This is a genomic window from Streptomyces sp. NBC_01317 (assembly GCF_035961655.1).
Lineage (GTDB): Bacteria > Actinomycetota > Actinomycetes > Streptomycetales > Streptomycetaceae > Streptomyces.
The window spans coordinates 469,810-481,551 of record NZ_CP108393.1 but is presented as its reverse complement, the minus strand read 5'-3'; the positions used below and the strand labels follow the sequence as shown (position 1 = coordinate 481,551).

7 protein-coding genes are annotated in these 11,742 nt (G+C 71.2%); 5 read left to right on the top strand and 2 right to left on the bottom strand.

Annotation, left to right across the window (positions count from 1 at the left end; all coding sequences use genetic code 11):
• Positions 1-19: 19 nt before the first annotated feature.
• Genes OG349_RS02025 through OG349_RS02015 form a run of 3 tightly spaced genes read left to right on the top strand, consistent with a single transcriptional unit; the run spans position 20 to position 4,418 of the window.
• Positions 20-910: a carbohydrate ABC transporter permease gene (locus OG349_RS02025; RefSeq protein ID WP_327232906.1), complete on the top strand. Its 891-nt coding sequence runs from the start codon at positions 20-22 to the stop codon at positions 908-910.
• Positions 907-1,752, top strand: coding sequence for a carbohydrate ABC transporter permease (locus tag OG349_RS02020; RefSeq protein ID WP_327232905.1), 846 nt, complete (start codon positions 907-909; stop codon positions 1,750-1,752). The genes OG349_RS02025 and OG349_RS02020 overlap by 4 nt, the downstream gene beginning before the upstream one ends.
• Positions 1,749-4,418 (top strand): laminin G domain-containing protein, encoded by a 2,670-nt coding sequence (locus OG349_RS02015; protein ID WP_327232904.1) that lies wholly within the window; start codon positions 1,749-1,751, stop codon positions 4,416-4,418. Before OG349_RS02020 ends, OG349_RS02015 begins: the two co-directional genes overlap by 4 nt.
• A 45-nt stretch (positions 4,419-4,463) precedes the next feature.
• Here OG349_RS02015 and OG349_RS02010 read toward each other — a convergent pair whose 3' ends face one another.
• On the bottom strand, positions 4,464-5,015 hold the full coding sequence (locus OG349_RS02010) for an RNA polymerase sigma factor (RefSeq protein ID WP_327232903.1): 552 nt from the start codon (positions 5,013-5,015) through the stop codon (positions 4,464-4,466).
• 43 nt (positions 5,016-5,058) lie between these two features.
• Here OG349_RS02010 and OG349_RS02005 point away from each other — a divergent pair, with 43 nt between their 5' ends.
• On the top strand, positions 5,059-6,432 hold the full coding sequence (locus tag OG349_RS02005; protein WP_327232902.1) for a serine/threonine-protein kinase: 1,374 nt from the start codon (positions 5,059-5,061) through the stop codon (positions 6,430-6,432).
• A gap of 176 nt (positions 6,433-6,608) precedes the next feature.
• Positions 6,609-7,355, top strand: a complete 747-nt coding sequence (locus tag OG349_RS02000) for a DUF4232 domain-containing protein (protein WP_327232901.1) — start codon at positions 6,609-6,611, stop codon at positions 7,353-7,355.
• A gap of 81 nt (positions 7,356-7,436) precedes the next feature.
• Here OG349_RS02000 and OG349_RS01995 read toward each other — a convergent pair whose 3' ends face one another.
• On the bottom strand, positions 7,437-11,507 hold the full coding sequence (locus tag OG349_RS01995) for a discoidin domain-containing protein (RefSeq protein WP_327232900.1): 4,071 nt from the start codon (positions 11,505-11,507) through the stop codon (positions 7,437-7,439).
• Between the last annotated feature and the right edge of the window lie 235 nt (positions 11,508-11,742).

The following is an 11,742-nucleotide window of genomic DNA, read 5'->3' as shown; positions in this document are numbered from 1 at the left end:
CAGGAAAGGATCTCCCGCAGTGCCAAGTCGCACGCCCCGCGGCGGCCGGAGTCTCGGTCTCGCGCCCCTCGCGTGGATAGCCGTCGCTCTCTACGCCATGTTTCTCCTCTTCCCGCTGTTCCAGAGTCTGTTCTGGAGTTTCACGGACAAAAGCCCGCTCCAGGGGAAAAGTGACTTCGTCGGCCTCGCCAACTACACCGACCTCTTCTCCGACGACCTGTTCCTGCACAGCCTGTTCTTCACCGGCATCGTCGTCGTCTCCGTCACCGTCGTCGCCAACACGGTCGGCCTGCTGCTCGCGATGCTCCTCAACAAGTCGACCGCGAACTACCGCGTGATGCGCACCCTCATCTTCATTCCCCAGGTCCTCTCCGGGGTCATCGTCGCCTTCATCTGGCGCAGCATCCTCACGCAGAACGGACTGCTCAACGTCCTCCTGGTCAAGGTGGGCCTGGTCGAGGAACCGGTCGCCTGGCTGGGCAGCTCGGGGCTCGCCACGTTCTCGATCTGCGTCGTCGTCAGCTGGATCACCATCGCCTTCGCCACCGTCGTGTACACCGCGTCCCTCCAGTCGGTGCCCGCCGAGCTGTACGAGGCGGCCCGCGTCGACGGCGCCGGGTTCTTCGGCCGCTTCCGGCACGTCACCCTCCCCATGATCGCGCCCGGCATGACGATCAGTGTGGTGCTCTGCCTGATCACCACACTGAAGCTGTACGACGTCATCGCCGTGCTGACCAGCGGCGGGCCGGCGAACGCCACCCAGTCGACCGCGTACTACCTGGTGACCGCGGCCTTCACGGACAACAGGTTCGGCTACGCCTCGTCCATCGCCATGGTCCTGCTCGTCCTGACCGCCCTGGTCTCCTACTCGGCCACCCACGTCCTGCGGAAGAGGGAAGCGGACCTGTGACTCTCCCCGGATTCCTCCGCCTGTCCCGCCTGGCCGGGCGCGCCACCGCGGCGTGGCTCGTCACCCTGGCGTTCATCCTGCCCGTGTACATCGCGTTCGTCAGCGCGTTCAAGCACCAGGACCAGATCCTGTCCAACCCGGCCGCGCCGCCGTCGCCGTTCACCTTCGACAACATCCTCAACGCGCTGCGCCGCCCGGACCACTTGGTGCAGGCCGGACTGCTCAACTCGGTCCTGGTGACCGTGGTGAGCGTGCTGGTCCTCGTCCCGCTCGGCTCGCTGGTCGGCTTCTACATCTCCGAACGGTCCCCGCGGATCAAGTCCCTGCTGCTCGCGCTCTTCGCGCTGGGCCTGATGGTCCCGCCGCAGGTCGTCCTGCTGCCGGTCGTCATCATGCTCCAGTGGATCGGCCTGGCGCACAGCTACCCGGGCCTCATCCTCTCCAACGTCGGCGGCGGCTATCTCTCCTTCGCGGTCTTCGTGTACGTGGGATTCCTCCGCACGATCCCCCGCGAGATCATCGAGGCCGCCCGCGTCGACGGCGCGGGTGACCTGCGGATCTGGTGGAAGATCATCTTCCCGGTCGTCAGGCCGGCCACCGCCACCGTCGCTATCTTCCTGGGGCTGTGGGTGTGGAACGACTTCCTCAACCCGCAGTTCATCCTCGGCCCGCTCCAGGGCCAGACCATCACCACCGGAATCTACGTGTCCCTCGGTGCCTATTCGACGGACTACAGCCAGCTGTTCGGGATCATGTTCCTCGCGGCGATCATCCCCCTGGTGGGATATCTGGTCAGCCAGCGGGAGTTCATCCACGGCCTGATGTCGGGAGCCTCCAAATGACCAGCCGCCAAGCGACCCTGACGACCGACGGGGTCCCGGCCCTCGACGCGCTCGCCGGACCCTGGACGGACCGGGCGGACCTGGCCCACCTCCCCTCGCTGCGCAACCAGGCGGGCCAGGGGCATGTGAACGACGACCTGACCTCCCTGTCCTGGCTCGCCTTCCCCCCGTACAGCGGCGGCTACCACACCGGCGTCCTGCGGATCGACGGGACGCCCCTGCCCGCCCGGCGGCTGCGCTGGTCCCCGTGGGGCGTGGAGCGGGAGGGCGCCGGTGAGGGGCTGACGGTCCACACCGGCGTACGGATGGGTTACGAACGCAGCCGTGTCCTCTGGCGGTTGACACTGCGCAACACCTCCACGCGGACCCGGACGGTGACCGTCGAGCAGGAACTGCTCGCCATGTTCGCCCGGTCGGACGTGGACTGGGGCTGGTTGTACGGCTGCCCCTGGAACGCCGGTCACCACCACGACTTCTACGCCACCGAGCGGCTGCGCTCCGAGGTGACCGCGCCCCGCCCCCGCCAGGTGCAGCTGCTGCCGGTGGGCGCGCGCCGGATCCGTATCGGCAGCCCCCGGATCCCCGGCATCCAGCGGGACGAGGACTCCGCGCCGATGCTGCTGGAGTCGGAACTCCCCGACCACAGCACACCGGACTCCGGCCGCGTCCGGGCCCCCGGAGCCACCTGCGCGCTGCGGGAGGTCGCGTTGACGCGCGCCGGCGGGACGCCGGTGCCGCTGGGTCAGCCGGGCGCCCGCCACGACATCCGGCCCGGCACCGACCGGTATCTCGGCGCGGTGGAGATCGAGGAGGGGGACACACTCCACTTCCAGGTGAGGCTGGACGGCCCCGGGGGCACGGACCGTACCGGGGTGATCCTCACCCACGGCAACCACCCCGACTCGCTGCAAGTCGCCCTGGACGACGGGCGGTTGTCACTGACCATCGGCGGCGAGCGGGTGACGGCGGCGAAGCCCCTGCTCCCGGAGACCTGGCACACCGTGGCGGTACGGGTCGACGCCGAGGCCGCCGAACTGTCCCTGGACGGCGGGGTGGTGGCCAGGACCGACCCGTGGTGGGACGGTCAGCGGTGGACGGCGCGGGTACGGGACGGCGGGGTGACCGTGGAGGACAGCGGCAGCTCGGCGGTGTCGTCGTACGCCTTCTCCGTTCCGCCCACGGCCCTGGAGGCGGACGGGGCGCGGGCCGTGGCCCGGTGGGACCTCACCATCGGCCCAGGGGACAACGTTGTCATCGGCTGGGTGCTCGACATCGGGGAATCGGCCGCCGAAACGCGGGAGGCCGCCTCGACCGCCGCCGCGTCCTTCGACCCGTCCTTCGACGCGGTCGCGGACCGCTGGCGCCGTACCTGGCGGAGCGCCTTCGAACCGGGCAACGACGAGTTCTCCGGCCACCTGCCGACACTGTCCGAGGCGGACCCGGACCTGGCCAGGACGTACTACACCGGCGCCCTTCTCGCGGTCTACCTGCGCAACACCCGGTCCGGCCGCCCCGGGCCGGTGTTCCTGACGGGCGGGCCCCGGCTGGGGGCGACCACGACGTTCTTCTGGGACCAGTCCGAGTGGGGAAGGACCGCCGCCCTGCTGGAGCCGGAGGGCGTACGGGCCTGGCTGCTGGCCGCGCTCGGCCAGCCGTACGACAGCTGCCATTCCTTCGACACCCGGAACCTGCTCCCGGTCGGGAACCACTACGCGGCCAACGACCACGCGCTGTTCCGGTCCGTCCAGTCCTATGTGGGCGTCACCGGGGATCTCACGCTGCTCGGCGAAGTCACCGGCGGGCGTACGGTACTTGACCACCTGCGCGCGATGGCCTACCGGCCGAGGGGGCGGCGCGCCTCCTTCGGCTCCGGGGTGCTCGTCGATTTCGGCGACGACGCCTGGGAGTTGCTGGAGTGTGTGCCCAACTACCGCCACGCGGTGGTGTCGTTGAACGCCGGGTACGTCGGCATGATGCGGTCGCTCGCCACGCTCCTGCGGTTCATGGGGGAGCGGGACGAGGCCGAGGCGGCGGAGGCCGAGGCGGGACAGCTGTCGGCGGCGGTGCTGAAGCAGTACGCCGGGGACGGGAGGTGGGCGGTCTCGCACCCGGACGGGTCGGAACCCATCGGCCACTGCCTCGACTTCGCGCTGGTGGCGGCCGACATGTCCGAGGACCTCACGGCGGAACAGCGCGAGGAGATGGTCCGGTTCGTCACCGGCCACCTGGTCGACGGTGACTGGATGCGCGCCCTCGATCCCGAGGACCCGATCGCCCCGCTCTCCGACCGGCCCGACCACGGCGCGGCCGGCGCCTTCGCGGCGTGGCCCGGGGCGACCGCGTACGGGCTGTGCCGCCTGGGCCGCCCGGAGACGGCGGCGGCCATGCTGCGGCGTGCCCATCGCACCACGTCGGGGGGCTTGTGGGGGCAGGCCATGGAGGTGACGCCCGACGGGAGCTACCGCGTGGCGGAACGGGGGGTGTCCAACCGGGAGAGCAACGCGGCGGTCGCCGTCACGGAGGCGGTCCTGGCCGGGCTCTTCGGCATCCGGAGCGGATTCACCAGCCTCACCCGCGACCAGGGGACGGCGCGGAGCCCGTACGGCCGGCTGGAGAACATCCGGGCGCTGGGCTTCGGCCTCTCGCGGAACCGGGACACGGTGTAGGACGCCGGCGGATGGGCGGCGGTGTACCGTCGCCCACCCGCCGGATCAGGAGTTCTCCGCCAGCCACGGTCTGACCTGGCGGCGGGCGTGGTGCAGGCGTGACTTCACCGTGCCCAGCGGGATGCCCATCCGCTCCACGATCTCCGCGTACTCCATCTGACAGATGTCGCGGTAGACGAGCGGCTCCACCAGGTGCGGGCTGTCCCGTTCGAGCCGTTCCAGCGCCTCCAGCAGGTCCACGCGGGACCCGGCGATCACACTGGTCGTCCGGGGATCCGCGCGGCCGGTCACCTCGGCGGACAGAGGCATCTCGCCGGCCCGGCGCTTCAGCTCGCGGTACTTCTGCCGGGCACAGTTGGCCACCACCGTGTAGAGCCACGTACTGAACCGGCTGCGGCCCTCGAAGCGGTGGATGTGGCGTGAGACCTGGAGCAGTACGTCCTGCGCGGCCTCCTCGGCGTCCTCCCGGAAGAGCAGGAACCGGCCGCACCGCCGGACCGCCTCCGGCCAGATCTCCCGGAGGAGCTGGTCCAGGGCCGCCTGGTCACCGGCCGCGGCGCGCGCCGCCAGAGCCTCGGTGTCCGGTGCCCAGGTCATGGGGTATGCGTGCAGAGTGAAATCACCCAGGCATGATAATCACATGTCTTCACCTCAGTGGATCGGTCGCTACCGCGTCGAGCGACGCCTGGGCACGGGTGCCTTCGGCGTCGTGTGGCTGGCCCACGACGACCGGCTCCAGGCGCCCGTGGCCATCAAGGTCATGGCGGAGAACTGGGCGTACCGGCTCGACATCCGGGAGCGGTTCCTGTCGGAGGCACGACTGCTGCGCCGCGCCGCCTCCGACGGACTCGTCCAGGTCTTCGACATCGGTGAGCACTCGGAGGACCGGCCGTACTTCGTCATGGAGTACGCGGACCGGGGCACGCTGGAGGACCGCCTCGCCGCCGGGCCGCTGCCGGTGGCGGAGGCGCTGCGGCTCACCGCCGCGGCCGCCAGGGGAGTGGCGGCGCTGCACCGCGCCGGCGCCGTACACCGGGACATCAAACCGTCGAACGTGCTGGTCGCGACCGCCCCGGACGGCGGGGAGCGGGTGCTGGTCGCGGACCTCGGCCTCGCCAAGAGCCTGGCGCAGGCCTCCGGGCTGACCCTGACCGTCGGATCGGCGGGTTATGCCGCGCCCGAACAGCTGGACCAGAGCGACGGCATCGACGCGCGCGCCGACGTCTACAGCCTGGGGGCGCTGCTCTACCACCTGCTGACCGGCGTGGTCCCGGGCCCGGCGGGGAAGATCGTGCCGCCGGACGGGCCGGCTCCGGCGGTCCGGCGGGCCGTCCTCCGAGCCCTGGAGAGCGACCGCGAGCGGCGGTGGCCGACGGCGGTGGCGTTCGCGCTCGAACTGGAACGGCTCGCCGGACAGGCGGACGGCTACGCGGCCGGGCGGAAAGCGGCCCGGGTACCGAGACGGCTGCTCGCCGCCGTGGCCACCCTGGCCGTCGTCGCGCTCGGCACGGTCGCCGCCGTACGGTGGCAGACCGATTCCCCGGCCCCCGCCGTGGAGCGCGTGAGCGACGCCACCGGCCGTATCCAGGTGGACGTGCCCACCGCCTGGGCCGGGCGGCTGGCCGGGTCAGGATGGACACCCAGGACGCTCGGACTGCCGGACCACCACGCTCCCGGGCTGACCGTCGCCCGTGATGTGGGACGCTGGCCCGACCTCGGCGCGGAGGTCAGCGGTGTGTTCGTGGGGATCGGCGCCGCCCGGGACCTGGCGGGCCGCGTCGGCACGATCAGCCACCGGGCCTGCCGGTACGACGGCAGCCGTACGTTCTCGAACGCCTCCTGGCACGGTCGCGTACGGACCTGGTCCTCCTGCGGTACGGCCGGGCGGTCGCTGGAGGAGATCGCGCTCACACCGGTACGGGACGGCACCCCGCAGGCGTACGTCCAGATCAGACGGGGCGCGGGCGACGACCCGACCGACCGGATCCTGCGCAGCCTGCGGGTCTCGGGCTGAGACCCGGCGCGGGGCCGCCGGAAGTTTCCGGGAACAGGCGTGAACTTTTACGCCGGGCCCGTCATCGAACCGGGGTGTAGCGCACCACAGCTTTGGGCCGCACGGGCCCCGGGCGCCGTGTGGTGCGGGGATGACGGTCCGGAAGGACCTCGTACGGAGAAGGAGTGACGGCAGACATGACCGAGAACGAGGAGACGTTCCCCGTACGACCCCGGTCCGCGCCCGCCCGGCACGGGCGGGGCACACGGCTCGCGGCGGGCGGCGCCCTGGTGGTCGCGGTCGCCGCGCTGCTGACGGGCTGCGGGGGCAAGGACGATCCGGCCGCCTCGGCCCCGCACACCGTCGGCGGACCGGCCGTCCCGGTGGGCGGCGACCCGTCGGGTACGGCGGCGCCCGACCCGGACACGACGGCGTCCGGCACTGCTTCCACCCGTTCGCCCACGAAGAGCGGCGGGACGTCCGGCTCACCCACCCACAGTGGTGGCACGAGCACGTCGGCGGGCGGCGGACGCTGCCACACCCCGGACGTCAAGGCGTCCGTCGGCCCCGACAACCCGGGAGCCGGCCAGGAGAACTTCGCCCTCGTCCTGACCAACACCTCCGGCCACACCTGCACCGTCGACGGCTTTCCCGGGCTCGCCTTCCTGAACAAGGCGGGACAGCACGTCTCGGTGGACCCCGAGCGCGCCAGTGTGACCGGCACACTCGTCAAGCTCGCCCCCGGCCGGAGCGCCTGGGCGCCCATGACCTTCGGCAACCCCGAGATCACCGGGGTCACGACGGTCACCCCGGTGGCGGTGCTCATCACCCCGCCCGACGAGAAGGACGCGCTGAAGGTCGCCTGGACCGGGGGCGGTGCGACCGACACCGGCAAGGCGTCGGTGCCGACGATCGGTGTGTTCACGGCGGGCACGGGCGCCTGACCCACGGCGCCTGGACGACCCGGACCGAACGCGAGGGCCGGGGGGCCGCATTCACCCCCGGCCCTCGCTGCCCGGTCAGCGTCAGGCGCGCGCCACCGAGCGCGCCGCGTTGTACCCCTCGGTCCGCAGGGCGGGCCGGCCCGACGGCAGTGCCTCGGCGGGCCAGGAGAGCGTGACGCTCCGGGACTCACCGGGCAGCAGCCACACGTAGTTCTCGCTGTACAGCGTGGGCAGCACCCGTTCGCCGCTGGTGGCGTCCAGGAGCGAGAGCCGTACCATCGCCGCCACCGCCGAACCACGGTTGTGGACGGTCGCCGTCAGTTCGCGGCGCCCACCGGCCTTCGTCACCCGGCCGAGGTCGGCGGAGACCTTGACGGACTTCGCGCGGTTGAGCGCCTTCATGTCGGCGGCCTCGCGGTAGCGCCAGTACGTGTTCTCCGACAGGGTCCTGCCCCTGCTGTCCTCCAGGCGCAGCCGCAGGAGGTGGAAGTCCGGCTGGTCCTTCGTCCAGTCGGCGGTGAACGCGTCCGTCGTGGTCGACGAGGCGACGTCCACCCGCACCTTGCGGGTCGCGCCGAGCTGCCGTCCCGACAGGTCGAAGCAACGCGCCGAGACCGTCGCGCCCTTCAGCGCCTCGGGCGTGTGGTTGACGGCGATGACCTGCCAGCTCCGCGGATCGGCCTGGACGTGCACGGCCTCGCACGCCGCCCGCGCCCCGTAGTAGGTGCCGTTGACGTCGAAGTCGTAGTCGTACGTCTGCCACACCGTGCTGTGCCACGCCGGGTGGGACATCCACAGCATCAGGCCGCTGGCGTCCTTCCACAGGTTGGCGTTCCACGCCTCGAACATGGCGCGGGTGTTCTCGTAGTTGACGAACTGCGCCTTGCGCGCGAAGTCGTCCAGGTCACGGGCCGTGTCGAGGCGCGCCTCGATGGCGGCCTGGTAGTTCTGCGGCGCCTGATTCCCCCGCGTGCTCCAGTCGTGGTAGTACCACGCACCGCCGATCGGCCACTCGGGCTCGTCGCCGACGAGGTTGCGCGTGCTCTCCGCGGTCGACACCACGGGCATGCCGATCTCGGTGTGGAAACCGAAACTGCCGCTGCCGTACGTGGACGGCGAGAAGTAGCGCTCGTGCTCGACCCAGCCGTACGGGCCGCCGCCGGTGACGATGCCGCCCGCCGAGTTGTTCTGGTAGAAGATGCCCGGCGCCGTGGACTCGACCGCGTCCCGCATCCCGTTGTCGATCGCGGCGGGCGGGTTGCCCTCGTTGGCGCCGCACCAGACCACCACGCTGGGGTGGATGCGGTAGCGCAGGACGGTGTCCCGCGCCAGGCTGTTGAACGCGTCGTGGTCCGGCGGGTCCATCGCCCAGGCGTTGGGGAAGTCGTTCCAGACGAGCAGCCCGTGCTCGTCACAACTGGCGAAGAACTCCTCGCGGTTGACCGACCCCACCCAGTTGCGGATCATCGTGAAGTTCATGTCGCGGTGCATCCGGACCGCCGCGTCCATCCGGGCGGCGGGCATCCGGCGCAGCAGCTCGTCCCAGCCCCAGTTGCCGCCCCGGCAGAAGACCCGAACCCCGTTCACACTGATCTTCAGCGGGTCCGGTGTGTTGTCGAGGGACGTGATGTCCGTCCAGGTGTCGCCGTTGTCGGAGACCTGGATCGTGTACGTCTTGGGGTAGGCCGCCTCCCACACGATGACCACGCGGTCGAAGGAGACGGACGAGCCCAGGTCGACCTGGATCCACTGGTTGTCCTCGTAGGCCGAGGACCAGCGGGAGCCGGGGTTGCCGTCGGTGGCGTTGGCGGCCTTGTTGGAGCCGTCCTCCGACGACGCGGTCGCCGTCCTGTGCAGCGCGAGATCCGTGCCGGGCGTGGCGGTGTCGATCACCGACAGCGTCCACAGCGAGGAACCCCAGCTGGTCGCGCGGGCCCCGCCGCTGATCCGGACGTAACGGCCGGTCCTGGCGGCGAAGTCCACCGTCTGGAGGCTCGCGTTGCCGCTCTGGAACGGCAGCGGTACGGCCGAGTTGTCGACGGACTTCGCGTCCGTCCACGTGTCTCCGTCGGCGGAGATCTGCACGACGTACGTCTTCGCGTACGCCTGCTCCCAGGTGAGGTCCACGCGGTCGAAGGAGACGGACGCGCCCAGGTCGACCTGGATCCACTGGTCGTCCTCGAACGACGAGGACCAGCGGGTCGCCGGGTCACCGTCGGTGGCGTGGGAGGCCGGGTTCCCCGAGTCGTCCACGGAGGAGGCGGTGGCCGTCCTCCCCTTGGCCAGGTCCGTGCCGGGCACGCTGCTGTCGAAGACCGACAGGGTCCACAGCGACGAGCCCCAACTGGTGGCGCGCGTCAGACACTTGATCCGTACGTACTGGGCCTTGCGGCTGCCCAGGTCCACGGACTGCGTGTACGCGTCGCTGCCGCCGGTGAAGGGCAGCTTCACGTCGAACTCGTAGCCGAACTGGCGGATGCCGAAGCGGGTGGCGCGCCGGTCGCTCTCCGCGCCCCCGACGGACGCGACCAGGGTCAGGTCGTGCAGGTTCGGCTCCCCGTAGCCGTTGGGCCACCACAACTTCGGGTTGCGCAGGCGCAGCTGGCTGTGGTCGGCCGGGGCGAAGGTGACATCGGCCGTGGCGCCGGCGGCCACCGTGACGCTCCGGGAGACCTTCACGCCGTCGAACGAGGCGGTGACGGTCACCTGCCGGTCCGCGGAGTCGGCGTTGCGGACGGGGACGACGATCGTCACGTCGGCGCTGCTCGTGTCGGGCAGGTTCGGCAGCTTGGTGTCCACCCGGGGGTCGCCGATGACCGCGTGGCCGGTCGAGCGCAGCCGTACGTGGTTCCAGATGCCGGAGACGCGGTCACGGACCGCCGGCATCCAGTCCCAGCCCGAGGAGGCCAGGTACGTGGGCGAGTTGCGGTTCATCATGTTGGCGCCGGCGTCCACCCAGGACTCGCCGGCCGGACCCTTGTCACCGGGGCTGCCGGGGAAGGGCATCGGCGAGATCTTCACGGCCAGCGCCTGCTCGCCGCGTACCAGCAGATCCGTCACGTCGTGCGCGGAGCGGGCGAAGGGGAAGGTCAGCCCGCCGACCTGTTTGCCGTTGAGCCAGACGTCCGCCTTGTGGTTGACGCCGTCGAACTCCAGCCAGACGTGGCGCCCCGCGCCGGTGCGCAGCCCCTTCGGCAGGCTGAAGCCGCGCCGGTACCACCAGGAGTGGCGGGACAGGGCCTCCGGGACGTGGAGGTTGTTCAAGCCGGCCACCGGGTCGGGCAGATGACCCTGGTCGACCAGCGTCGCCAGGACGGTGCCGGGAACCGTCGCGGGCAGCCAGCGGCTCGTGTCCACCGTCGTACGGGACAGGTCGGCGCCCTCGCCGCCGGCCCAGTCGTCCATGGTCAGGGTCCACCCCGACTCCAGCGGTACGGTGCCGTCGTCGGCCACGTCGAGCGCCGGGGCCCTGTGGGTGTGGGTGCCCCAGTCGGTCCAGCCGGTGGCGGCGGGGCGGTGGTCCTTGGGCGTGCCGTACACCTCGAAGCCGTTGAGGCCCAGCGGGTTGGCGTTGGAGCGCTTGCTCACGGTGAGCCGTACCCACCGCGCGATCACCGGCCTGGCCGGCTTGATCTCCACGAGCCCGCCCTTGCCCGAGGTCGTGCGGTGGACGGCGGTCCACGTGCGGTGGTCCCGGGACGTCTCGACCACGAAGTCGACCGCGTAACTGGAAAGGATCTCCTGGCCGGTGGTGTCGGTGCGCGGGTTGCCGCTCGTGGGCGGCACGAACACCGGGTCCTCCGACGTCGCCTCGAACGTGAGGGAGATGGAGTCCACCGAGCAGTCCGCCTGGAGGTCGACGGATATCCACTGCGGGTCGCCCGCCGCCGCGCGCCAGCCGGTGCCCCGTACGCCGCCGGAGTTGAGCTTGTCCACGACGAACTCGGCCGGGGTGGGCGCGTAGTCGGTGGAGGACACCGCGACCGGGCGGTAGGCGGCGAGTTCACCGCGCGCGGCCGCCGTACCCCCGGCCGTGGTCGTGGCGGCGCGGCTGGTGCCGGGCAGCGCGACCCCGAGGCCGAGACCGGCGAGCAGGGTCGATCCCGTGGCGACGACAGACCGACGGGAGGGGTGTGGCGACTGATTCGACATGTGCAAGACGTCCATTCCAGGTGGGCCCGCAGGAGCAGGCGACCTGGCTCAGTTCGCCTGACAACGTTGCCATAGGCTGTAATCCGCCGCCGTTTCTGTCAAGAGTCGGGGCGATTCCGACTCGGTGAACGGAGGGCGGGAGCCGGTCGGCTCCTGAGAAACCCGCAGGGAAAAGTGGCTGTCCGCGTGACGGAGATCGCGTGGCCCGGCAGACTGCTGCCCAGGTGACGGCTGA

What these genes read in the sequence shown, in the direction of transcription:
- OG349_RS02015 (WP_327232904.1), top strand. Translation starts at nt 1,749, where the DNA reads ATGACCAGCCGCCAAGCGACCCTGACGACCGACGGGGTCCCGGCCCTC.
- OG349_RS02010 (WP_327232903.1), bottom strand. Translation starts at nt 5,015, where the DNA reads ATGACCTGGGCACCGGACACCGAGGCTCTGGCGGCGCGCGCCGCGGCC.
- OG349_RS02005 (WP_327232902.1), top strand. Translation starts at nt 5,059, where the DNA reads ATGTCTTCACCTCAGTGGATCGGTCGCTACCGCGTCGAGCGACGCCTG.
- OG349_RS02000 (WP_327232901.1), top strand. Translation starts at nt 6,609, where the DNA reads ATGACCGAGAACGAGGAGACGTTCCCCGTACGACCCCGGTCCGCGCCC.
- OG349_RS01995 (WP_327232900.1), bottom strand. Translation starts at nt 11,507, where the DNA reads ATGTCGAATCAGTCGCCACACCCCTCCCGTCGGTCTGTCGTCGCCACG.